Annotated in this window: 17 protein-coding genes and 1 pseudogene; 14 read left to right on the top strand and 4 right to left on the bottom strand. The window is 70.3% G+C overall.

Annotation, left to right across the window (positions count from 1 at the left end):
* Positions 1-28: 28 nt before the first annotated feature.
* A complete protein-coding gene (gene nhaA / locus BDK92_RS04970) occupies positions 29-1,339 on the bottom strand; it encodes a Na+/H+ antiporter NhaA (protein ID WP_121155021.1) in 1,311 nt (436 codons plus the stop codon).
* Positions 1,340-1,595: 256 nt separating this feature from the next.
* On the opposite strand from nhaA, the gene BDK92_RS04965 reads away from it, so the two are divergent.
* A complete protein-coding gene (locus tag BDK92_RS04965; protein WP_121155019.1) occupies positions 1,596-1,943 on the top strand; it encodes an SH3 domain-containing protein in 348 nt (115 codons plus the stop codon).
* 109 nt (positions 1,944-2,052) lie between these two features.
* On the opposite strand, the gene BDK92_RS04960 is transcribed toward BDK92_RS04965, so the two are convergent.
* A complete protein-coding gene (locus tag BDK92_RS04960; RefSeq protein WP_170208502.1) occupies positions 2,053-3,060 on the bottom strand; it encodes a phosphotransferase family protein in 1,008 nt (335 codons plus the stop codon).
* 214 nt (positions 3,061-3,274) lie between these two features.
* Here BDK92_RS04960 and BDK92_RS04955 point away from each other — a divergent pair, with 214 nt between their 5' ends.
* From BDK92_RS04955 to BDK92_RS04945, 3 genes are all read left to right on the top strand, one after another.
* On the top strand, positions 3,275-4,636 hold the full coding sequence (locus tag BDK92_RS04955; RefSeq protein WP_121155015.1) for a LysM peptidoglycan-binding domain-containing protein: 1,362 nt from the start codon (positions 3,275-3,277) through the stop codon (positions 4,634-4,636).
* Between the two features lie 184 nt (positions 4,637-4,820).
* Positions 4,821-6,989 (top strand): S8 family serine peptidase, encoded by a 2,169-nt coding sequence (locus tag BDK92_RS04950; RefSeq protein WP_121155012.1) that lies wholly within the window; start codon positions 4,821-4,823, stop codon positions 6,987-6,989.
* A complete protein-coding gene (locus tag BDK92_RS04945) occupies positions 6,986-8,233 on the top strand; it encodes a S8 family serine peptidase (protein WP_121155010.1) in 1,248 nt (415 codons plus the stop codon). Before BDK92_RS04950 ends, BDK92_RS04945 begins: the two co-directional genes overlap by 4 nt.
* Here the strand turns inward: BDK92_RS04945 and eccCa are convergent.
* Positions 8,199-12,191 (bottom strand): type VII secretion protein EccCa, encoded by a 3,993-nt coding sequence (gene eccCa / locus BDK92_RS04940; protein WP_170208851.1) that lies wholly within the window; start codon positions 12,189-12,191, stop codon positions 8,199-8,201. The genes BDK92_RS04945 and eccCa overlap by 35 nt on opposite strands.
* A 210-nt stretch (positions 12,192-12,401) precedes the next feature.
* Here eccCa and eccD point away from each other — a divergent pair, with 210 nt between their 5' ends.
* The 10 genes and pseudogenes from eccD to BDK92_RS41400 form a co-directional block, all read left to right on the top strand.
* Positions 12,402-13,799 carry a type VII secretion integral membrane protein EccD gene (gene eccD / locus BDK92_RS04935; RefSeq protein ID WP_121155005.1) on the top strand — a complete coding sequence of 466 codons (1,398 nt, stop codon included), beginning with the start codon at positions 12,402-12,404 and terminating at the stop codon, positions 13,797-13,799.
* Between the two features lie 3 nt (positions 13,800-13,802).
* The gene (gene eccB, locus BDK92_RS04930; RefSeq protein ID WP_121155002.1) at positions 13,803-15,209 is read left to right on the top strand and encodes a type VII secretion protein EccB; all 1,407 of its coding nucleotides are present in this window, start codon (positions 13,803-13,805) and stop codon (positions 15,207-15,209) included.
* A gap of 100 nt (positions 15,210-15,309) precedes the next feature.
* Positions 15,310-15,654: a WXG100 family type VII secretion target gene (locus BDK92_RS04925; protein ID WP_121155000.1), complete on the top strand. Its 345-nt coding sequence runs from the start codon at positions 15,310-15,312 to the stop codon at positions 15,652-15,654.
* 51 nt (positions 15,655-15,705) lie between these two features.
* A complete protein-coding gene (locus BDK92_RS04920) occupies positions 15,706-15,996 on the top strand; it encodes a WXG100 family type VII secretion target (protein WP_121154997.1) in 291 nt (96 codons plus the stop codon).
* Between the two features lie 149 nt (positions 15,997-16,145).
* A complete protein-coding gene (locus BDK92_RS04915) occupies positions 16,146-16,556 on the top strand; it encodes a hypothetical protein (RefSeq protein ID WP_121154995.1) in 411 nt (136 codons plus the stop codon).
* A gap of 41 nt (positions 16,557-16,597) precedes the next feature.
* Positions 16,598-19,039, top strand: coding sequence for a WXG100 family type VII secretion target (locus tag BDK92_RS39620; protein ID WP_211349089.1), 2,442 nt, complete (start codon positions 16,598-16,600; stop codon positions 19,037-19,039).
* Between the two features lie 114 nt (positions 19,040-19,153).
* A complete protein-coding gene (locus BDK92_RS39615; RefSeq protein WP_211349088.1) occupies positions 19,154-21,517 on the top strand; it encodes a WXG100 family type VII secretion target in 2,364 nt (787 codons plus the stop codon).
* Positions 21,518-21,532: 15 nt separating this feature from the next.
* Positions 21,533-21,967 (top strand): YbaB/EbfC family nucleoid-associated protein, encoded by a 435-nt coding sequence (locus BDK92_RS04895; protein ID WP_147456916.1) that lies wholly within the window; start codon positions 21,533-21,535, stop codon positions 21,965-21,967.
* Positions 21,964-22,299, top strand: a complete 336-nt coding sequence (locus BDK92_RS04890) for a hypothetical protein (protein WP_121154990.1) — start codon at positions 21,964-21,966, stop codon at positions 22,297-22,299. The genes BDK92_RS04895 and BDK92_RS04890 overlap by 4 nt, the downstream gene beginning before the upstream one ends.
* An 80-nt stretch (positions 22,300-22,379) precedes the next feature.
* Positions 22,380-22,736: pseudogene (locus BDK92_RS41400) on the top strand (WXG100-like domain-containing protein); the annotation flags it as partial.
* 794 nt (positions 22,737-23,530) lie between these two features.
* Here the strand turns inward: BDK92_RS41400 and BDK92_RS04880 are convergent.
* Positions 23,531-24,154: a hypothetical protein gene (locus BDK92_RS04880; RefSeq protein ID WP_121154985.1), complete on the bottom strand. Its 624-nt coding sequence runs from the start codon at positions 24,152-24,154 to the stop codon at positions 23,531-23,533.
* Positions 24,155-24,203: the final 49 nt, after the last annotated feature.

The following is a 24,203-nucleotide window of genomic DNA, read 5'->3' as shown; positions in this document are numbered from 1 at the left end:
CATCGGGCCCGCTTCGCCGTTGCGGTGTTCAGCGCGGCGGGTCCGAGACCTGGTACGCGTCCGGTACGCCGTCGGCGTCGGTGTCGCGTTCCTCCACCTCGCAGATGTTCTGGTAGTGGCGGTTGCGGGAGCGCAGCACCACGGTCGCGAGCAGCGCCGCCACCAGGGAGCCGAGCAGGACACCGATCTTCGTGTGCTCGTCGCGTTCGCTGCCGGGGCCGAAGGCCAGTTCGCCGATGAGCAGCGAGACGGTGAAGCCGACCCCGGCGAGCAGGGCGAGCCCGAGCACGTCCCACCAGCTCAGTCCCTCGGCGAGGCGGGCGCGGGTGAATCGCTGCACCAGCCAGGTCGCACCGGACACCCCGATCGTCTTGCCGGCGACGAGGCCCACCGCGACGCCGAGCGTGACCGAGTCGGTGAGGGTCGCGCCGAGGCCGCCCGCTCCGGCCACCGACACCCCGGCGGCGAAGAAGGCGAAGACCGGTACGGCGACGCCGGCCGACAGCGGGCGGAACCGGTGCTCGAAGTGTTCGGCGAGCCCCGGACCGGGTCCTTCGGCCCGGCGGAGCACCGGCACGGTGAAGGCGAGCAGGACCCCGGCGACGGTCGCGTGCACCCCGGAGGCGTGTACGAGGGCCCAGGTGATCGCGGCCAGTGGCAGCAGCAGCCACCATGAGCGGACCCGGCGTTGCACCAGCAGCCCGAAGACGGCCAGCGGGACCACCGCCAGACCGAGCGGGACGAGATCCAGTGAGGTGGTGTAGAAGATCGCGATGATCAGGATCGCGATCAGGTCGTCGACGACGGCGAGGGTGAGCAGGAAGGTCCGCATCGCCGCCGGCAGATGGGTGCTGATCACGCCGAGGACGGCGAGCGCGAACGCGATGTCGGTAGCGGTCGGGATCGCCCAGCCGGCCAGGGCGCCGTGCGTACGGGCGTTGAACGCGACGTAGATCAGTGCGGGCACGGCCATTCCGCCGACCGCCGCGGCGACCGGGAGTGCCGCCCGACGCGGGTCGCGCAGGTCGCCCGCGACGAACTCGCGTTTCAGTTCCAGGCCGGCGACGAAGAAGAAGATCGCGAGCAGCCCGTCGGCCGCCCACTGTCCCACGGTGAGGTCCAGGTGCAGCGCCGCCGGCCCGAACTCGGCGTTGCCGATGTTCCGGTAGGTGTCGCCCCACGGGGAGTTCGACCAGGCGAGGGCGAGCACGGCCGCACCGAGCAGCAGCGCCCCGCCGACCGTCTCGGTACGCAGGATGTCGCCGATCCGGCGCACCTCCGGCCAGCTACCACGCCCGAACAGGCGTTGGCGGTCGGTGTTGTCCGGTGGTGTGGACATCGGCGGCTCCTCGGGAAGGGTCGACAAAAGAATCGCCGACCAGACTTCCCGGCACACCGTTTTCGAGCTTACCGGTCCGGTCGTCGGCGGTAGCAGGGTCCTGCCCGCAGCCGTCCGTTCGGGGCGACGCCTGCATGATCTTGGCGGGTTCGGGCCGTGCCGCCGTCCAAGAAAAGCGAGAGGTTTGAGCGCATCTATCGATATATGCTGGGCTGAAAGTGACCTTTGTGGAGGGAGACCGATGACCATGCGACGAATGAGTGCTCGGCTGGCTGGTGTCGCGCTGCTCGCGGCGGCGGTGACCTACGTTGTGCCCGCGACACCGGCCTCGGCGGCCTGCGGGCAGGGCTGGTCGGACCGGAGCAGTCGTACGGCCGTGGTGACCGCGGACGGCGTCCGTTACCGTACCGGGCCGCACACGTCCTGCACCGCCTACGGCCAGGTGAACCGCGGCGTGACGGCGTACCTGGACTGCGCCACGGGCGGCGACACGGTCAACGGCATCGCCGTCTGGTGGCACGCGCGCTTCAGCACCGGTGGATCCGGCTTCATCAGCGGCGCGTACCTCAACCCGTGGGTCCAGTACACCACCGAGAACTGCTGATCGGCCGATCGGCCGGGATCCAGGCTCGCACTCGTGACGAACGACCTGGTCCCGGCCGATCGACGGTTCGACGCGGGTCTGATCTTCGCGGCCCGGTAGGTTCTCGCCACTAGTCGATCTGGTCGAGTTGGTCCACCAGCAGCCCGGCCAGCCGGTCCTCGAAGCTCTCCCGTTCCGGTCCCTGCCACCCCCGGGTGCCACCCTCCACCAACATGATCAGGTACAGGTAGCAGGTGTACAGGGCGAGCCGGTGCCGTACGTCCGGGGTCAGCTGGATCGACGTGTGGCCGGCGCCCCGGTAGGCGGCCAGGAGACCCGGGAGTTCGGCCGGATCCCGGAAGAGCGTCATCGACACGAACTCCGCCACCGGGTCGCCGTAGAGGGCGCGCTCGCCGTCGATCAGACCGGTGAGCGTCGCACCGCCGGTGCCGTCCGGCAGCACGAAGACGTTGCCGTCCCAGAGATCGAAGTGGATCAGCGCCGGCCGGTCGACCTGGTCCAGCAGATCCGCGCGGCGGTGCAGCCGTGCCGCGATCTCGTCCACGCCGACCGGCAGCCTGGTGCCGAGGCGCAGGGCGTCGTCCAGGATGTCCCGTACCATCGCCTCGAACGCCGCCCGCCAGGTCGGCTGCCAGCTGCGGCTGTCGCGGAGCGGATATCCGTACGCCGGGCCGCTGATCGTGTGCAGGCGGGCCGTTTCGGCGGCGACCTGGGCGCGCACGGCGGCCAGGCCGCCCGGGCTCAGCGTGTCCCGGACGGTGTTCAGGGTGACGCCGTCGATCCGGCTGAGGAAGACGAAGTCGCTGCCGACCAGGTCCCGCTCGGTGTCCGCGAAGACCACCTCGGGTACGGCGACACCGCCGGCCCTGGCCCGGCGGAAGAAGTCGATTTCGGTACGCATCAGGTCGACCTCGTGGCTGAGCAGTTTCAACCCCGGCGGTGGTGCGATCTTGAGAACCAGGTCGGCACCGTCGGCGAGCCGGACCGCGTAGGCGACGTTGTAGTGCCCCTCGGTCAGCTCCCGCCACTGCGTGATCTGCGCGTCCGGCCCGAACCCGCGCCGGACCAGCGTGTCGAGTTCGGTCTCGGAGACCCGCAGCTTGGTCAGACTCTCCACGGTGCCACCCCCGACGCGTGACGGCACGCCCGATAGAGCGCTCTCACGGTTTTACCGTAACCCACCCCGGCCCGACCGGGCCCGGCAGCGCGTGGACGATGTCGGACCCCGGTAACTCCCGCCACCCGTTCGCTGATTCCCGTACCGGGGCGGAGCAGCGTACGGTCTGGGCCGTGCGACGGCACGGGGTGAGAGCGAAGGATGGTGTACGGGAATGCGGAGCTGGGTCACGCTCGGATCCGATCGGGCCGGGCGCGGTCGGGTGATCCGGCTGGCGGCGGTCGCCGTGATCGGTGGACTGGTGCTCGGAGTGGGGGGCGTCGCGGCGCTTCCACCCTCGGCGGCGCCGGCGGTGCCGGTGCTCGCCCCGACACCGACGCCGACATCGACCGGCAGTGGACCGAAGTACTACGTCGTCGGGCCGCCCCAGGGCGGGCAGCGCGAGTACCTCTACCAGATCGCGGTGCGGACCCTCGGCGACGGCAACCGGTTCCGGGAGATCTTCGAGCTCAACCAGGGCCGCAAGCAGGCCGACGGCGGGCAGTTGACCGACGCGATGATGTTGGAACCGGGCTGGGTCCTCGAGTTGCCCCCGGACGCGGCTGGCCCCGGGGTGCAGGTCGGGCCGCTTCCGTTGCCGACGGTGGCCGAGCCGGCAGGGGATGCCGACTCCGGTGGGAAGTCGTCGGGCGGCGCCAACCCGTACGTGCTCGCAGCGGTCGGATTGGCCGTGATGGTGCTGCTGCTCGCGGTGCTGCTGTACGTGCTCCGGGGCGGGCGCCGACCGCGCACCGGGCCCCCGCTGATCGAAGCGGCGCCGAATTCCCCCGCACCGGAGCCGCAGCCGGAGTCGGAGTCGGAGTCGGAGTCGGAAACGCAGCCTCTGCCCGTGTCCGTGTCCGTGTCCGCAGCCGTGTCCGGGGCCGTGTCCGGGGCCGGGCGGGTCCAGCCGGGGGTCGCCCCGGCAACGGGGAGCACGGCCGGGTCGGCGACCACCCCACCCCACGACGACCGGCCCGAGTTGCCACCACCGGGACGGGTGACCGTGGACCTGCGGTCGATGGTGGACGACCACCGGGAACGGATGAACGTACGCCTGCTCGGTGCGGCGTCTGACGTCCCCGGCACCCCGTACGCCTGGTGCGGGCCCGACGAACCGTTCCCCGCGGCCCGGATGCCGGCCGTCCTCGGCCGGCGCGACGGCTGGCGGTTCGTGCTCGACCTGGCCGCCACCCCCGACGTCTTCACGATCACCGGCACCGTGCCGGCCGTCCGCCGACAGGCGGCGCTGCTCGCCCGGCAACTGCACGCCGCCGGGCTGACCGTCACGATCGTCGGCGACGCGGTCGGCCCGGACCTGCCGTCCGGCTGCCGCCGGGTCGCGGCCTTCCCGGTCTCCGACAGCGACATCGGCGCACTGGGGGAGCGGGGCGTCATCATCAGTGGCGGCCTGCGCGGCGCGGAGCTGACCGCCGCCCGTGGACTGGCCGCACGTACCCGCCGACAGGTGGTGCCGGTGCTGGTCGGTGAGGTGTTGCGGGCACGCTGGTCGGTGCTGGTGACCGACCCGGCGTAGTGACAGTCGGCCCGGCCAGGGGCGCCCACGTCGGACAGTCAACCGGCCGGGCCGCATTTCTCCACAGTTTTGCCGCCCTGGAATTGAACCGGAAGCCGCTTTGCAGCGTCGTCGGGACGGACGCCTTTTCGGTTTCACCGGAAAGGCGTGTCGCGAGCATGTGGCGAGGCGAAGGAGGCCGCCGGTGACGGCGAAGGTACGGGCCTGGTCGAGCGTGCTGGGGTGCCTGGCCCTGCTGGCGGTGCTGACGCAGACGACCAGGTCTGATCAGGCGCAGGGAGCTGAGGCATCACCCTGGCTGGTCCAGGTGGCCACCACGCCGTCGGCGTCGACCCCACCGTCGGCGTCGGCTGCCCCGTCCACGTCGGCGACGAGCGGCGGGTCGGCGGCGGTTCCCCGGCCGACGCCCGCCACCGCCGCCAGCGACGAGTACGTCAAGTACTACCCGGTGACCACCGCCGACCAGGGGGCGCCGAAGAGCCTGACGGAGATCGCCGGGCGGCTGCTCGGTACCACCGGCCGGGCGAAGGAGATCTACCACCTCAACGTCGGCCGTACCCAGCCCGACGGTCAGGCGCTGACCGATTCGATGCAGTTGCGCGCCGGCTGGTTGCTGGTGCTGCCCTGGGACGCTGTCGGCGAAGGGGTGCGGTACGGCCTGCTTCCCACCGAGGCACCCGGACCCGAAACAGCCCCCTCGTCGCCGCCGGCCGCCGCACCGCAGGGCACTGTGCCGTCCGTGGCCAGCTCGGCGTCGCCGCAGCGGCCCACCAATGCTCCGTCAGCACCGCCGTCGCCAACAGCGACGCAGGCCAGCGGGTCGTCGGCGAACGCGCAGCCGCCCGCTGTCCCGCCGGCACCGCCGACCCCCGCGCGGCCCCCGGCCGCTCCGCCGGCCTCCGCGCAGCCGCCCGCTGTCCCGCCGGCCTCCGCACAGCCGCCCGCTGTCCCGCCGGCTCCGCCGGCCTCCGCGCAGCCCCCGGCCGTTCCGGCGGCTCCGCCGGCCTCCGCCCCTGCCGCGCCGCCGGCCAACAGCACCCCGGGCAAGGACGTCAAACCGGCGCCGAACGAGCAGTGCGCCGTGTCGACGCCGACCGGCACCAACTCCGGGTGGGCACACGAGCGGATGGCGGCCGACCAGGCGTGGGGACGTACCCAGGGTGAGGGCGTACTGGTCGCGGTCATCGACTCGGGCGTCGACGCCAGCCTGCCGGAACTGTCCGGTCGGGTCGCCGTCGGAGCGGACATCCCCACGGGCAGCGGCCGTGGCAACACCGACTGCCTCGGTTCAGGGACCGCGATGGCCAGTATCGTCGCCGCCTCGCCCGCCGGGACGGCAGCGGCCCCGGGCAACCAGATGGTCGGGTTGGCGCCAGCGGCGACCATCCTGCCGCTGCGGGTGGTGCACAACGCACCGAAGTCCGAACCGGTCGACGCGGCCACCGCGATCCAGGTGGCGGTCTCCGCGGGCGCCAAGGTGGTCGCGCTCGGGGCCTACGTGGACCTGACCAACCCCGCCGTACGGGACGCCATCGAATCTGCCCTCGACCACGACGTCGTGGTGGTGGCCTCGGCGCCGACCGTGGAGGCGGACGTGTCGCCACAGCCGGGACTGCCCGGCCTGCTCCGGGTCGGCGGTGTCGGCGCGGAGGGTCAACCGGCGGCGAACTACCGGACCGCCGAGGTCGACGTGACCGCACCGGGCATCGACGTGGCCAGCCTCGGGGTCAGTGGCTCCGGCGCGCGTGCCAGCAGCGGCTCGCAGTACGCGGTCGCCTTCGTCGCCGGGGCGGTGACCCTGGTCCGGTCCGCGTTCCCGAACCTCGACGCCGCCCAGGTGGTACACCGGATCAAGGCGACGGCCGACCGCGCCGGGCATGACGACCCGGACCCGGTCACCGGCTGGGGCATGATCAACCCGAACGCGGCGGTGACCATGGTGCTCGCCGAGGAGGCGAAGGCCGTCGGAACCGACGGCGGGGGAGGGCCCGGCCCGATCCGCGTCCTCACCATCGCCATGGTGGTCGTCATCGGGCTCGCCGCCGTCGCGGTGCTCGCCCGACGCTCGTCCGCCGCAGCTGCGGCAGCGGGAGCCGCGCCGGACGTCCGGGCCGTGGGTCGAGCCGGCGTGCCGCCGGGAGCGGGCACGCCCGGAGGGGACGATGCCGCGCCGGGAGCGGGTGGCCTGGGCAGGGCGGAAGCGGTAACGGAACCGGTTGCCCCGGGCGCCGGAACCGGTCTCGGCGAACCGCTCGCCGTACCGGAACCGGGTGCCTCCGGCGAGGTGGACGACCGGGGCGAACCACGGCCGGGTCGCGACGCGGCCGGCCCCAGGCAGCATCCGACCCCGTGAGCGGGGTCGGCGGCGCCGCCCGGACCGTGTTGGCGACGTTCGTACTGAGCACGCTGGGCGGCACCCTGCTCGTCGACCCGGTACGGGCCGGCGCCCCGGCGGTACCGGCTCAACCGGCCTCGGTCCGCCGTGCGCCCGCACCGGGGACACAGCCGCCCGCGCTGCCCCAGCCCGGCGACAGTTGCGTGGGCGAGTCACCGACGGTCGCGGCTGCCGCCCCCTGGGCACAACGCCGGATGGCGCCACAGAACGTGTGGGCGCTGACCCGGGGCGACGGCGTACTGGTCGCCGTCGTCGACACCGGGGTCAGCGCGGCGGCCGGCGGCCTCTCGGGCGCGGTCCAGCGCGGCACCGACGTGGTCCGGGCGGGCGGCGCCGACCAGGACTGCTTCGGCCGGGGCACCGCGTTGGCCGGGATCGTCGCCGCCCGGCCGGTCACCGGTAGCCCGATAGTCGGGATCGCACCGGGCGCCACCGTGCTGCCCGTGCGCATCGTGGACGGCAAGGGAAAGATCGCCCCTGGGGCGATCGCCGGCGGCATCCGGGCGGCCACCGCCGCCGGGGCGGACGTGATCCTGCTCGGCGTCGGCACGAGCGCACCGGACGCCGCTCTGCGGGACGCGGTCCGGGCGGCGGTAGCCCGCGACATCGTGCTGGTCGCCTCGGTGTCGGACGCGAAACCCACCGGTACGGGCGGCGCCGACCTGCCCTGGTACCCGGCCTCGGACGCCGACGTCCTCGCGGTCGGCGGGGTGGGCGCGAACGGGGCGCCGACAGAGGTCTCGCCCCCGGAGGCCAGCGTCGACCTGCTCGCCCCCGCCACGGACGCGGTCAGCGTCGCGCCACGGGGGAACGGCCACTATTCGGTCGGTGGGCCGGCGGTCGCCGCGGCGTACGCCGCCGGGGCGGCCGCGCTGCTCCGCGCCTACCACCCGGAACTGCACCAGGCCGAGGTTCGGCGCCGGTTGGAACTGACCGCCGAGCACCCCCTCGGGCAGTGGCCCGACCCCCGGGTCGGGTACGGCACGCTCGACCTGTACGCCGCGCTGACCAGCCTCGACACCAGGGAGTCGGCGCTTCCGTCGTACCCGGCCCGGATGGTCACCCTGCCGGCACCGGCGGCGACCGCCCCGGCGAAGTTGATCGCGGGTGCGGTCGCCGTCGGCGCCATCGCCCTGGCCGGCCTCGGGTACGTCTCGGCGCTGGTGATCAGGTGGGGTCGGCGCCGTCGCTGGCGCCCGTGACCGTGGCCGGGACGGGCTGATCCGGATCCGGCTGCTCCACCGGTTCGCCCGGCGCACTCCACGCGGTCTGGATCAGTCGCGCACCCCGGCGGGTGCAGAGCAGCGCCCGACCGGGTGGCAGGTGGCGCGGCTTGGTGTTACCGAGCAGCGGACCCTCGTTCGGCGGGCAGGAGAGCGCCACGTCCGGGCTGTTCGTCTCCTGTAGCCGGCGGATCAACGGGTCCATCGACATCCGCATCACGTTCGCCGCGCCCCGGGTCAGCACCAGGTGGAAGCCGATGTCCGCGCCCTGCGACAGGTAGGGAACGAGCGGCAGCAGTGGGCTGTCGTGGCCGGCGAGCAGGTCGTAGTCGTCGATCAGGACGAACAGCCTCGGCCCGCTCCACCAGTCCCGGCGACGGAGCTGTTCCGGGGTCACGTCGGCGCCGGGCATCCGTGGCCCGAGACCGAGGATCGCGTCGGCGATCGTCTCCTTGGTCGAGTCGGCGGATACCGAATAGCCCAGGCGGTACGGCTGGGGCACCGCGTCGAACAGTTGCCGGCGGTAGTCGACGATCAGAATGCGTGCCTCGGCCGGGGTGTAGCGGGCCATCACCGCCCGGGCCAGGTGGCGCAGCAGGTTCGTCTTGCCGCTCTCGCTGTCGCCGAGCACGGTCAGGTGCGGCAGGTCGGCGAAGTCGTGCCAGACCGGCTGCATCCCGGACTCGTCCAACCCCAGCGGGACGCGTACGTCGCCGTGCGGTGCGGGCAACGACTCGGCCGGCAGCATCCCGGGCAGGGTACGCACCGGTGGCGCCGACGGGCCGTCCCAGAACTCGCCGACCATCGACGCCAGCGACCGGACGCCGTCGGCGAGGCTGTTCGGGTCGGCGATGCCGTCGATGCGTGGCATCGCGGCGAGGAAGTGCAACTTGTTGGCGGTGAGTCCACGACCGGGCAGTTTCGGCACGGTGGCCGCCAGCCGCAGGTCGATGGTCGAGTCGACCGGGTCGCCGAGGCGCAGTTCCAGCCGGGTGCCGATCTGGTCCCGCATCGCGTGGTGGACCTCCGACCAGCGGGACGCGGTCAGGAGCAGGTGGACACCGAAGTTGAGGCCCTGGGCGGCGATCTGCCGTACGGCGGCCTCCAGCGCCTCGAACTCCTGGCGCAGGGTGAACCAGCCGTCGACGATGAGGAACACGTCGCCCAGCGGGTCGTCGGTGATCCGTCCGTCGGCGCGCATCTGGCGGTACGTCGTCATGCTGTCCACACCGAGGTCGGCGAAGCGCCGCTCCCGCTGCCCGATCAGCCCGGTCACCTCGGCGACGGTCCGGCTCACCCGGTCGGTGTCGAGCCGCCCCGCGACACTGCCGACGTGTGGCAGCTCGGCCATCGCGGCGAGCGTGCCGCCGCCGAAGTCGAGGCAGTAGAACTGCACCTCGCGCGGGCTGTGGGTGAGCGCGAGGCTGCTGATCAGCGTACGGAGCAGGGTGCTCTTGCCGCTGCGTGGCCCACCGGCGATGCCGACGTGCCCGCCGACCCCGGAGAGGTCGGCGATCAGCAGGTCCCGGAGCTGCTCGAACGGCTTGTCGATGAAGCCCACCGGCGCGACGAGGGCACCGTTGCCCGGCCATCCGATGGCGGTGAGTCCGAGTTCGGGATCGGGGACGAGGGTCGGCAGGAGCTGGTCCAGGGTCGGCGAGGCGTCCAGGGGCGGCAGCCAGACCTGGTGTGCCGGCGGCCCGTGGTCGACCAACTGCTCCACCACCGTCGCCAGCACGCTCCGTTCGAACGTCTGCTCGGCCGGCTCCACCGGTTCGACCCGGGCCGGATCGCCCAGCTCCGGCTCCACCTCCCGGTGCGGCACGGACACCAGCTGGTACGGCACCACCTGCTGTTGCACGATCTCCTGCCGTACCCGGGTGGTCGTGTCGCGGTAACCACCGGAGACGTACCCGGCCTTGAACCGGATCAGCGTCGACACGTCGGTACGCAGGTAGCCGTTGCCCGGGGCCGGCGGCAGTTCGTACGCGTCGGGCACCCCGATCACGGAGCGGGACTCCATGGCGGAGAACGTCCGTAGTCCGATCCGGTACGACAGGTGCGATTCGAGCTGTCCGATCCGGCCGTCGTCGACCCGCTGGCTGGCCAGCAGCAGGTGCACCCCGAGGGAGCGGCCGAGTCGTCCGATCATCACGAACAGGTCCATGAAGTCCCGGTGCGCGGCCAGCAGTTCGCTGAACTCGTCTACGACGATGAACAGGGTCGGCAGCGGATCCAGGGGCGAGCCCTGGGCGCGGGAGCGTTCGTAGTCGAGTACGGAGCTGAAGCCGCCCGCCTGGCGCAGCAGTTCCTGGCGCCGTACCAGTTCGCCGTGGAGCGCGTCCTGCATGCGCCCGACCAGCGCGGCCTCGTCGGCGAGGTTGGTGATCACCGCGGAGGTGTGCGGCAACTGGTCGAGACCGAGGAAGGTCGCGCCGCCCTTGAAGTCGACCAGGATGAAGTTCAGCGTCTCCGAGGAGTGCGTGGTGGCCAGGGCCAGCACCAACGTACGCAGCAGTTCGCTCTTGCCGGAGCCGGTGGCGCCGATCAGCATCCCGTGCGGGCCCATGCCGCCGAGCGCGGACTCCTTGATGTCGAGCTCGACCGGCTTGCCGTCGGCGTCGATGCCGATCGGCACCCGCAGCCGCTCGCCCATGGGCCGGGGTGCCCAGAGTTTGCGCAGGTCCAGGCGGCTCAGGTCGGGGATGTGCAGCAGGGTGCCGAGGTCGAAGTCGGATTTCAGGTTGTCCGCCGATGTTTCGGTGACGATGCCCAGCCGGTACGGCGACAGGGTCCGGGCCACCGCGGCGGCCCGCGCCGAGCTGAGCCGGTCGGGGCTGGCCAACCGGTTCTTCACCTCGTTGCCGACCCGGTCACGTCGGACCATCAGCAGGTCGTCGCCGTCGATCTGGAGGCAGAGCGCCCCCTTGCCGGCGGCCGGGGTGGGGTCGTCGAGGTCGATCAGGACCGCGTTGCGGTATCCGGCGGTGGCCATCCTGGTGCCGTTGCCGAGCCGGCCGCCGTCGCGGATCACCACCACGTACGGCTCGTCCCGGTTCGGTGTCGCGCCGGGCTCGTACCGTGGCCGGGCGGCGAACGCCTCGCCGAGGAGCTGCTCCACCGCCTCGATGGTGTCGCCGACCAGCCGTACCGCGCCGGCCGCGTCCTGCTCGTTGTGATGTTGCAGGTGGGGCAGCCACTTCGCCCACTCCCAGGCGGTCACCCCGTCGCCGGCCACGCAGAGCGCCAGCCGGACCTCCTCCGGGGCGTGGAACGTGACCAGTTGGGTGAGTACGGCGCGCACCACCGCACGGCTGTCGTCCTTGTCCCCGGCGACCCGGACCTGGGCGAAGCCGCGCAGGAAAAGGGCGATCGGCTGGTCGGAGATGGTGGTGTAGGCGCGGATGAACCGGCGCAACGACTTGGCGGCCAGTGGCTCCAGGTCCTCGATCGGCTTGGTCTGCAACGGCGTGATCCGTACCGCCAGCCGCTGTTCGCCGGTGCCGACCCGGATCTCCAGGAAGTCCGGATGGGTGGCGCGCCGCTCCCAACGCCGTGAGGTCATCGCCAGCGACCAGAGCGAGTGCGGGTGGGGATGCTGCCAGTCGCTGGCGTCGCGTTGGCGCTTCACGTTCTGCCGTACCCGTTTGCGGTTCTGGGCGAGGTAACGCAGGTAGTCGCGGCGGTCCCCGCCGAGGCGCTTCTTGCGGTCCATGCCGCCGAACGCCATCTGGCCGAGCGCCATGCCGCCCATGGCGAGGACCATCATGCCCATCATCACGTAGGTCAGTGCTCCACGTGACGTACCGATGAACATCATCATCATGACGCCGGACATCAACGCCATCGGCAGCACCATCATCGCCTGGCGCATGCCGTTGTTCTGGATCTCGGGCAGCTCCGGCGGCTCCTGAAGGTTGATTTCGCCGGACGGCATCTCCGGGCCGTTACGTCGGGCCGGGCGTCGGAACAGCACGGTACTCAAGGAACAGCCTTCCGTCCTGCGGGAGTTGCACCCGCGGCCTGGGGTACGGCTCTCGGCACGGCCCGACCTCTACGACGGGCGGGAGGCACGATCGGGTCAACATGGATTTCGAACCCGCGGAAAATTATTGAACCCCCTGACGACCGGCACCGTCATCAGGGCATGAGCGTCACCGCCCCTGCGGAGATGTGCCGCCTTGTCGTCTGTGGACCGGGCCGGCAGATGGAGGTCGCCGTACCAGCCGATGTGCTGGTGGCCGACCTTCTACCCGCATTGCTGCACCATCTCGGTGACAATCTCGCCGATGCCGGACTGGCGCACGGCGGCTGGGTCCTGCAACGGCTGGGTGCCCCGCCGTTGGACGAGGAGGCCACTGTCGCGGCCCTCGGGCTCAACGACGGCGAGACCGTCCACCTACGTCCCCGGGCGGACCAGATCCCGCCGGTGCACTTCGACGACCTCGCCGACGGCATCGCCACCGGCGTACGGACCCGCTCCGGGGCCTGGCGCCCGGAGATGATCCGCTGGTCGGCGCTGGGTGTCTTCGCCGCCGTGCTGCTGCTCGGACTCGTCACGCTGGCGATGTCCGGCCGGCCGTTCGACCGGGCCGTGGGCGCCGCGATCGTGGCGGTGCTCTGCCTGGCCGGGGCGTTCGGGCTGAGCCGGGCGGGTGGGGACCGGCCGTTCGGCATGGTCGCCGCACTGGCCGGGGTCGCGTACGCCGGGCTCGCCGGCATGATCACACCGGAGGTGACCCGGACGGATGCCCCCCTGGCGCTGGGCGGGCCGCATCTCTTCGCCGGTGCGGTGGCGGCGCTGGTGGCCGTGTTGCTCGCCGGGGTGATCCTCGGCTGGGCCGGGCCGTTTGTCGCCGCGGTGGTCAGCGCGGCGATCTTCGCCGCCCTGGGCTCGGGGCTGTCGGCGTTCCTGGACCTCACCACCGGCGGGGCGGCGGCCGTGGTCGCGGTGGCCGCGACGGTGCTGACCGTGCTGGTGCCGATGACCGCGTTCCGGCTCGCCCGGATCTACCTGGCCCCGCTGCCGACCGAACCGGAGCACCTGCAGGAGGACATCGACCCGGAGCCGAGTGACGTGCTGCTGGCCCAGACCGCGCAGGCCGACCGGTACATGACCGGCCTGTACGCCGGCAACGCCGTCGCCACCGCCGTCGCGATGGTGCTGCTCGCCCTCACCGGCGGGTGGGCGGCGTGGACACTGGTCGCACTGATCACGGTGGTCCGGCTGCTCGCCGGACGCCCGATGACCAGCGGCTGGCACCGGCTGGCACTGGCCGGCCCGGCGCTGCTGGGACTGGGCGTGATGACGCTGGTCGCGGTCGCGGACGTGTCGTCGCTGCTGCGGGTGGTGCTCGTCGTGACGGTGCTTCCGGTGGCCGGGTTCCTGTCGTTCGTCATCGGACGCAAGCTCCCCAACCGCCGGATCATGCCGTACTGGGGGCGGATCGCCGACGTGCTGCAGTTGCTCACCACCGTCGCCATGCTGCCGATCCTGCTCGCCGTGCTGGGCGCGTACGGCGCCGCGCGGGCGTTGGGGGGCTGAGCGGTGCAGTCCCGCCGGGATCAGGTGCAGGCGCAGACGTACGTGCTCGGCCGGTTGACGGGTGCGCTGGTCTCGGCCGAGCCCGACGGACTGGAGAACCCGAACCGCCGGATGGTGGTCGGCGCGATCTCCGGCCTGCTGGTTGCCGCACTGGTGGTCGCCGGGTTCACCATCTACGGGTTCATCGTTCCGGGCGGGTCGAGCAAGTGGCGCGCGGCCGGCGCACTGGTGCTGGAGAAGGAGACCGGGACCCGGTACGTCTTCGTCGACGGGACGCTGCGTCCGGTGCTCAACTACAGCTCCGCCCGGTTGCTGTTCGAGAAGGAGCCGAAGGTCGTCTCGGTCTCCACCCGGTCGCTGAAGGAGGTCCCGCACGGGCAACCGGTGGGCATCGTCGGCGCCCCGGACGCGTTGCCGGCTCCGGGCACGGTGGCCGCTCAGGCGTGGACTGTCTGCGCGTTGGCCAATCGGGACCAGGCCGGGGCGCTCTCCACCGCGACCACGTTGACGATCGAGCGGGTCGTGGACGGCCCGCGCCGGGACCGTCCCCTCGGGGCCGACGACGCGATCGTCGCCACCGCGGCCGGCGAGAGCTTCCTGGTCTGGCGGGGCCGCCGGCTGCGGATCGCGGAGCCGTGGCTGGCCCGGGTCCTCGGGTACGACCGGAGCGCGTTCGCGGTCGAGGCCGGTTGGCTGGAATCCGTACCGGTCGGGCCGGACCTGGCCCCGCTGACGATCCCCGGGCGGGGGACGGCCGGGCCGGTGATCGACGGGCGGCAGGCTCACGTCGGTGAGCTGTTCGTGGCCCGTACCGCGAGCCCGCCGGAACGGCGTTACCTGCTGCAACGGGATGGTCTGGCTGAGCTGACCCCGCTCGCGTACACGATCGCCGCCGCCGACCCGGAGACCACGAAGCTGTACGGCGGCCGGCCGGCGGTGCCGTTCGAGCTGAGCCCGGGGGCGCTGGCCCAACTTCCGGTCTCCCGGCAGGCGGTGCTGCCGGCCGGGTTGCCGGAGACACCGCCGAGGCTGGCCGAGGTGGCGGGCGGCGGCACCTGGTGTGTCCGGCACACGATGGCCGACGGTGGGGTGGAGGTGACCGCCGACCTACCGGTGCTCGCCTCGGCGGCGGTACGTGACGGGGTCGGTCTGACCCGTACCTCCCGGACCGCGGCCCGGGTCGCGGTCGAGCCGGGGGTGGGCGGGCTGGTCCTGGCCGGTCGGGTCGACCAGGCGGCGGGCTCTGGTTTCTATCTGGTCACCGACGCCGGGGTGAAGTTCCCGTTGGCTTCGGGTGCGGTGGCCGAACAGTTGGGCTACCCCTCGGCGGGGGCCCGACCGGTGCCGCGTCGGTTGCTGGAGATGCTGCCGACCGGGCCGTTGCTCGAATCAGCGCTGGCCCGGAGGTGACCGGCGCCCAGCGGTTGCCGGCACAGCCGGTCGGTACGGCAAGGAACGCAGGCGGCTCCGACCGGAGCCGGTACGGCACAGACGAGAGAAGGAGCAGGCCATGACCCAACCCCGGATCATTTCGGATGATGAGACCAGAACCAGCCTCATCAACGGGTTCAGCCAGACCGTGCAGGACCTGGAAGCCGCCGAGCGGACGGTGCTGACCAGCTCGGCCGAGCTCGGTGCCACCTGGATCGGCGACGCCTCGCGGCGCTACCAGGAGGGGATCCAGGAGATCTCGCAGGGCATCGTGAACATCCGCAGCGCGCTCAACAGCCTCAGTGACGACATGCAGCGGTTCGCCGTGATGACCACCGACACCGAGGACAACAACACGGCCGCCGCGGCCAGCGTCTCGCTCGCCAACGAGTCCTTCACCGCCCAGGCCAGCTGGACCAACTAGCCGGACGCCGGTCACCGGCGGATCCGTCCGTACCGAGAGAAGGAGTGAACGATGGCTACCTACACCGTCGACCTGTCCGACATCGACCTCGCCGAAACGCAGCTGAAGGCCGTGACCGACAAGCTCCTGGCCTCCGCCCAGGAGCTGAAGAACAAGGTCGACCAGTACGCTGCCGCGAACGCCGGCGCCGCGATCGAGAACTACGGCGCGGTGCAGCAGCAGTGGGACCTCGGCATGAACCAGGTGCGCGAGGGCGCGGCAAAGGCCGGTCAGGTGCTGCACATGATCGGTGAGACGTACCACGAGGGCGACACCGCGGGCGCCTCCCTCTTCGTCGCCTGAGCTCCACCCGGCAGACAGCTCCAGCCGGTAGACAGTGACGGCGCGGGAGTTGACTCCCGCGCCGTCACTGCCCGAATCCCGCCACGGCGGAATCGTCCGCCCGACCCGATCCGCCCGGTCAACCGATCCCTTCGGAAAGGACATGTGACATGCCACGTATCACCGTCGACGAGGACTTCATCCGGGAAGTGCAGACCCGGTTGACGGAAATGCGCAACCAGGTCAGCGGCGTACGGGCCGGTGTCGACCCCACCGACATGGGGCACACGCACGGCATGCCCTGGGCCAACCTGGAGGTGATCCCCGGCGGCGAGAACTTCGCCAGCGGCGCCGCCGTCAAGACCCGGATCCGGACGGTCGGCGGGCTGGTCGACACGAAGCTGGCCGCTTTCGACAAGAAGCTCGCCGACTACGCCCAGGGGCTGGGCAACATTCTGCTGTCGAGCGAGAACATCGAACGGGCCAACGCGAACGCGGCGAACTTCGCCTCGTTCCTGCCCGGTTCGCGGCCGACCTCGTCGGTGCCCCCGCCGGTGGTGCCCCCGCCGGCGGCTTCCTGACCATCACCTGTTTTTGACGTCCCGGTAACCAGGAGATCGCGATGACTCAGCCAGGAAGCTCGAGCCTGGGCAACATTGGTGCCTGGGAAGAGGGGCTGATCATGGTGCTGAAGGCCGAGGGCATGGACCGCCGCCAGTACGCCGACCCCACCTGGATCAGCCTGATCGAGGCGTTCTACGTCAACTCCCAGAACGATCCGTGGAACGACTCGATGGGCACGCCGGGGGCGAACGAGTTCACCATCTACCGGCGTACCGCGCGCGAGTACCCGGGGGACGTGCTCGGCGAGGCGTACTACCTGATCAAGGGTCGGGTGGACTGGTACGTCGGGTCGGCGGGCGCGTCACCGCACGAGCGTTTCTGGAACGAGTTCTGGACCCATTCGGGGAATATCCTGAATTCGCCTCCGACGCCGTTGCCCCTCGATCCCCGCACTTTTCATACCGTTGCCGAGTCGACTTACAACCTGTCCACGTGGCTGGATGACAGTGTGCAGCGGTTGCAGGTGGAGATCGGTAAGTTGGATGGTGACGGTCCGGGGTTCGAGGGCTCGGCGGCGGGGGCTTTCCGGTCTGTTCTGGAGAATCTGCGTCAGGAGATGTCGTTGTTGCGGCAGGACCTGGAGACGAGTTCGAACTGGCCGCAGATGTTGCACGACAACGGTGATGTCGCCCAGGCATTCTGGAACGAGTTGCGGAAAGCATGGGAGTCCTGGTCGAGTAAGACGGAATATCAACCGAGCGAAATGATCCGCCGGGTGATGGCCCAGATCGAGTGGCAGATCGACGACCTCGGCAGGAAGACCGACGACTTCAACAAAGCCTCCTGGGACGCTGGCCTGCTGACGAAGTTCGAGGACCTGCCCAGCTGGAATTTCGAACTCGATTTCGGAGCTGGGACGGACACCTACGACTTCAAGAACCCGGGAGCGGCGTTAGCGAAGTTGGATGCCGCTATGCATGCCTTCTTCCGGCGAGCGTTGGAAGAGCTGGATCAGGTGATGCGTACGCAGTTCGACCTGTTGCGGACGAGTTTTGACAAGACGTACATGGGGTTGATGGATCCGCGTACGTACGTGCCGCCGCCTCCGCCGATTCCGGACCCGAAGGTGGGCGGTGGTGGCGGTGCTGGTGCTGATTTGAACCTCGATGGCGGTGGTGCTGACTTGAACCTGGACGGCGGCGGCGGCGGTGGCGGTGGCGGTGGTGGTGGCGGTGGCGGTGGGTTGGACATCGGTGGTGGCGGCGATGGTTTGGACCTGGGCGGTGGTGGCGGCGGTGGTGGCGGTGGCGGTGGCGGGTTCGATGCTCTGGGTCTTGATGGTGATGGCGGACCGGACCTGGATGTGCTCACCAGTGGTGGCTCCAACGGGTCCAATGTGCCGGGCGCTGGTTTCGAGGGTTCGGGACTTCCCGGTTCCGGGTTGCCGGGTGCGGGTGGCTCTGGTTTGGGCGGGGTCGGTGGTGGCGGTTCCATTGGTGGTCCCGGTGGTGGGTTTGCCGGTGGTCCGGGGCTTGGCGGGTTGCCGGGGCTGCCCGGTGGCGGTCGGCCGGTTCCGGGTCGGGACGAGCCCGGTGGCGGTGCGGGTGGGATCGGTACCGGTGACGACGACTTCCTGGAGGATCCGAGCGCGATCGATCCGGACGATCTGCCGGGTGCGGGTGGTTCGTTCCCTGGGCTGGGTGCTGGCACCGGTGGCGTCGGCGGTGGTCTTCCCGCGTTAGGCGGTTCGGGTCCGGGGGCTGGTGGGTCGTTCCCCGGTCTGGGCGGCTCGTCGGGTCCGGGCGCTGGCGGCTCGTTGCCCGGTCTGGGCGGTGGCGGCTCCCCCGGTGTGGGAGGTCTGCCAGGGTCGCCGGGTAGTGGTTCCGGTGGCGACTTCTTCGGCGGTCTTCCGGGGTCCGGTGGGTCGCTGCCGGGTTCGATCGGCGGGGATGGTCCGGGCCTGGGCGGTGAGTTCCCCGACCTGAACCCGGATGCCGGTGGCGACGGTTGGCAGGGAGGTTCCAAGACTCCGCCGCCGGCCGGGTTGCGCATCGGTCCGTTGGATCCTGCGCCGCTTGCCGGTGGTGGTGGGTTCGACGCTGGCGGCGGTGGTTGGGCCGGGGATGGTTCCGGTGGTGTGGGGTTGGGTGGTCTGGGTGCCGCTGCTGCGGCGGGTGCGGCCGGTGGTGCGTTGGCCGGGGGTGCCGTGGGTGCGGCGGGTGCGGGTGGGATGGGCGGATTCCCGCCGATGATGCCGCCGATGGGCGGCATGGGTCAGGGCGGTGGTCAGCAGGAGAAGGACCGGGAGCGGACGACGTGGTTGGCCGAGGAGGAGGAGATCTGGGGTACGGATCCGGACGTGGCTCCTTCGGTGGTCGGTCGGGATGACGTACCGGATGGTCCTGGTCGTGACGGGGTTCGGCCGTCGGTGCCGCAGGGTCCCGGTTCGCCGTACGGGCCGTCGCGGGGCACTGGCCGGCAGGGCGGTCGTGGCCAGTGAACCCGTCCCGGGAGTTGGTCGGGGAGAAGTGCTCGTGTCGTTGACCGGAGAAACGCGATGACTCAGCCAGGAAGCTCGAACGTCGGTGGCGTCGGCCCGTGGGAGGACGGGTTGATGCAGGTCCTGAAGGCCAATGGCATGGACCGCCGTCAGTTCTACAACCCCGTCTGGATCAGCCTGATCGAGGCCCACTACATCAACGCACGCAAGAACCACCCGTGGGAATGGTCGATGGGCACCCCGGGGGCGAACGAATTCCACATCTATCGTCGTACCTCCTCCGGCTTTCAGACCCATACCGCGTACTACCTGATCAAGGGTCGGGTGGATTGGTATGCCGGGGCGGCCGGAGCGTCGCCGCACGAGCGTTTCTGGAATGAGTTCTGGAACAACTCCCGGGACGTTCTGAATATGCCTCCGAATCCGTTGCCGCTCGATCCTCGTACCTTCCACACGGCTGCCGAATCGGCTTACAACCTCTCGACGTGGCTGGATGACAGTATGCAGCGGTTGAAAGTCGAGATCGACAAGTTGGAAGGTGACGGGTCGGGTTTCGAGGGTTCGGCGGCGGGAGCTTTCCGGTCGGTCCTGGTGAATCTTCGCCAGGAGATGCTGTTGCTGCGGCAGGATCTGGAGACGAGTTCGAACTGGCCGCAGTTGTTGCACGACAACGGTGATGCCGCGCAGGCGTTCTGGAATGAGTTGCGAAAGGCTTGGGCGTCGTGGTCGAGCAAGACGGAGTATCAGCCGAGCGAGATGATCCGCCGGGTGATGAACCAGATCGAGGCCGATATCGACAAACTCGCCGCGGACACGGTGGACTACAACTGGACGGCGTGGAAGAACAATCAGCTCACTGCATGGGATCAGTTGCCTGACTGGAACATAACCCTCAATTTCGGGGAAAAGGATGACGTATACAACTTCAAGAACCCCGCTGCGGAGTTGGCGAGGTTAGACCGTGAAATGCATGCCTTTTTCCTGAAAGGGTTGGAAGAGCTGGATCAGGCGATGCGTACGCAGTTCGACCTGTTGCGGGCGAGTTTCGACAAGACGTACATGGGGTTGCTGGATCCGCGTACGTACGTGCCGCCGCCTTCGCCGATTCCGGACCCCAACGTGGGCGGTGGTGGCGGTGGCGGTGGTGCTGATCTGAACCTGGGCGGCGGTGGCGGTGGCGGTGGCGGTGGTGCTGATCTGGACCTGGGTGGTGGCGGCGGTGGTGGTGCTGATCTGGACCTGGGTGGTGGCGGCGGTGGTGGTGGTGCTGATCTGGACCTGGGTGGTGGCGGCGGTGGTGGTGCTGATCTGGAGCTCGGCGGTGGCGGTGGCGGTGGTGCTGGTTTGGACCTCGGCGGTGGCGGTGGGTTGGACCTGGGTGGTGGCGGCGGTGGTTTGGGGCTCGGCGGTGGCGGCGGCTTTGAGGGTTCGGGGCTTCCCGGCTCAGGACTGCCGGGCTCCGGGTTGCCTGGCTCGGGGTTGCCGGGGGCTGGTGGCTCTGGTTTGGGCGGGGTGGGCGATGGCAGTACCGGTGGTGGCCCAGGTGGTGGATTTGTTGGTGGTCCGGGGCTTGGTGGATTGCCCGGGTTGCCTGGTGGTCCGCGGCCGGTTCCGGGTCGGGACGAGCCCGGTGGCGGTGCGGGTGGGATCGGTACCGGTGACGGTGAGCTCGGGGAGGATCCGAGCGCGATCGACCCGGACGATCTGCCGGGTGCGGGAGGCTCGTTCCCAGGGGTGGGTGGTGGCACCGGCGGCGCCGGTGGTGGTCTGCCCGGGCTAGGTGGTTCGGGTCCGGGGGCTGGTGGACCTCTTCCGGGTCTGGGAGGTTCGTCGGGTCCGGGGGCTGGTGGATCTCTCCCGGGTCTGGGAGGCTCGTCGGGTCCGGGCGCCGGTGGGTCTCTGCCCGGTCTGGGAGGCGATGGCTCCCCGGGTGTGGGCGGTGAGTTCCCCGACCTGGATCCGAGTGCCGGTGGTGACGCCGGTGACGACTGGCAGGGAGGCGCCGAGTTCCCGCATCCCCCGGTGGGCCTGGAAATCGGCCCGTTGGGTCCGGCGCCGGTCGCCGGTGGTGGTGGGTTCGACGCTGGCGGCGGTGGTTGGGCCGGGGATGGTTCCGGTGGCGTGGGGTTGGGTGGTTTGGCTGCCGCTGCTGCGGCGGGTGCGGCCGGTGGTGCGTTGGCCGGTGGTGCGGCGGGTGCCGGTGGGATGGGTGGTTTCCCGCCGATGATGCCGCCGATGGGCGGCATGGGTCAGGGCGGCGGTGGTCAGCAGGAGAAGGACCGCGAGCGGACGACGTGGTTGGCCGAGGAGGAGGAGGTCTGGGGTACGGATCCGGACGTGGCGCCGTCGGTGATCGGTCGGGATGACGTACCGGATGGTCCTGGTGGTGACGGGATTCGGCCGTCGATGCCGCAGGGCCCCGGCTCGCCGTACGGGCCGTCGCGGGGCACCGGCCGTCAGGGCAGTCGTGGCTACTGAGCGAGGAGAGTGATCATGTCCAGTCCGTTGCAGAACAGGATCGAACAGGCGTTTGCCGAGTTCGAGCAACAGAAGATTGCGATCTCCGGGATCGAGCGGAAGATCGAGGCGGCCAAGACGACGGTGACCGCGAAGAACCGAGCGGTCACCGTCACAGTGGACGGTCGGGGCGACCTGGTAGAGGTCAAGTTTCCCACCAACGCGTACCGGACCATGCCCCCCGCCGAGTTGGGCAGCCTGCTGGTGGAGACCACCAAGGCGGCCCGGGAACAGGCACGAGAAGGCGCCGCGGAACTGTTCCAGACGATCCTGCCGGCGGGCATGCCGATCCTCGACATGCTCAACGGGTCGGTCGACTTCGACGAGATGATGAGCGAGGCCATGCGGGCGGCCAACGAGCCGTTCCCGGGTGCGGCCTCGTCGCCGAACCGACCCGAGGAGTCGCGATGAGCGTCATCGGTGGGGACACCGACCTGGTTCGTAGCGACAAGCTGGAACCCGCCGCGCTGCTCATGAAGCGGGTCGACGATGACTTCACCGGGGTCACCGACGCGAACATGCCGCCGGGTCACATCCGGACCAGCACCGACGAGCAGATCTTCAAGAATCTGAACGACGGCGTCGAGGTCGTCAAGATCATTCTCAAGGGAGTCCGGGCCCTGGCCGAAGGGGACACCGAGAATGTCACCATGCTCAACAAGGTCATAGCGAACGTTTCCGACACCACGACGGGACTGGCCGACCAGGTCGTCGGTGGGCACAACCGTCCCATTCGGCCCTGATCGGGTCAGCCACAGCGTGAGGGCCACATCGTCAACGGCGGTGTGGCCCTCGGGGATTCGACAGGAGGTGGGCAGTCGTCATGGCCATCGAGATGTCGGACGATGCTGCCGAGTTCCTGAAGTGGTTGACGGGTGAGGAGCTTCCGGCGACGGATCCGGACAAGTTGCGGTTGTTGGCGCATGGTCATTACGCGGCGTCTGATGGTTTGGAGCAGGTGTTGCCGCTGTTCGTGACGGCGGTGAACAGCATCAGTAACGGGGTGGCGGGTAAGTCGGAGCAGGCGTTTGTTGACGCGATGAAGGACTATCTGGGCGACGACGGTTATCTGGTTGTCGCGTCCCGGTATGTGCGCCGGTTGGGTGAGGGCCTGGAGGATTCGGCGACCCAGGTTGAGTACACCCAGATCATGATTATTTTGACGATCATCGAGTTGATGATCGAGTTGGCGTTCGCGTTGGCGATTGCCTGGTTGTGGCCGGGTGTGCTGCAGCAGATGGCGATGAAGCTGTTGGTGGACAAGTGGAAGATCGCGTTGTGGTTGGCCCGGTTGATTGTCGCGGTGGGGATGGGCCAGGTCGTTGGTGTGGGTTTGCAGGTGTTGATGGATGTGATCGCGCAGGCGATCCTGATTCAGCGGGGGCATCAGAAGGGTTGGAATGTTGATCTGACGAAGAACGCGGCGGCGGTTGGGTCGTGGACTGGTCTGATCGGTGTGGTGATGGGGGCTGGTGGCGGGGTTCTTGGTGGGCTTGGTAACCGGTTTTTGCGTGAGGCGGTGGAGCAGGCTGCTGATCGTGCTGGGGATGCGGCGCGGGCGGCGGCTTCTGGGGCGGCCAAGGGTGCGGTGGACGCTGTGGCCGGCGCTGGGGCGAAGGATGTGGCTGACGCGGTTGTCAGTCAGGGTATTCGGGCCGCGGGGGCGGAGTTCGTCGAGAATGTGGTGACCGAGGGGGCCGTCGAGGTCGTCGGTGAGGGTACGTTCAACCTGGTCAAGGGTGAGGGTTGGCAGTGGGGTACGGTGCCGGTCACGCTCGTGTCCGGCATGTTGTCCGGCGCTGCTGAGGGTGCCGGGGATATCGCCGGGACGAGCCTTCGGCGGCTCACCCATCCCGACGCCGTAGCGGGCGGTGAGCGAACCCGTAGCGGAGACTCGTCCGATGAGGGTGGTCCGCCTCCGTCTTTCCTGGGCCCACCAGCATCCCTGCCGGGTCAGCCTCCGTTTTCGTCTGGTCAACCCCCATCCCTGCCGGGCCTGCCTCCGAACTCCCCCGGTCCTGGCGTGCCCGGTCCCGGCGTACCCGGCAACGTCGCGGGTGCGACGACCGGAACCGCCCCCTCCACGATCTCGAGGACCGGATCGGAGCCACCTGCGGAGAGCCGGCCCACACCAACATCCGGAGGGGGCGCACCCTCGTCGATCAAACCCGCCGAGGGTACGACCGGGCCGACCCCGATCGTCCGGACAACCCCGAACCTCTCAGGTCCCTCGACCGGTCCGCTGACGCCGACTGTCCCGACGCCCTCGACGGTCCTGACACCTCCAGCGTCTCCGGGCGCCCCGTCGTCCTCGGGTGGTTCAGCCGCTCTGGCCACGCCGCCTGCCGGAGGAAGTTCTGGCACGTCGGCCGCTACCGGGCCGGCGCCGGTGAGCAGCAGCGGTGGGACGCCGTCCACTTCGGGATCGGGCGGGCCGCAGCCGGTCAGCAACCCGGCAGCGCAGTCAGGACGCGTCCCGGCGCCGGTGAGTTCAGCCTTGAACGGCCCGGCGAGCGCGACGGTGCCCGGCACGGTCTCCAGCGACACCCGGGCGAGTTCGGTCGCGTCGTCCACGTCGACCGTGTCGTCCACGTCCACGTCGACTCCGGCGACGTCGCCGGGGACGCCCCTCGCCTCGCCGACGCCG

The sequence above is a fragment of the Micromonospora pisi genome, from assembly GCF_003633685.1.
Lineage (GTDB): Bacteria > Actinomycetota > Actinomycetes > Mycobacteriales > Micromonosporaceae > Micromonospora_G > Micromonospora_G pisi.
Note: the sequence above shows the minus strand (reverse complement) of the source record. Positions and strands in the feature narration are given on the sequence as shown.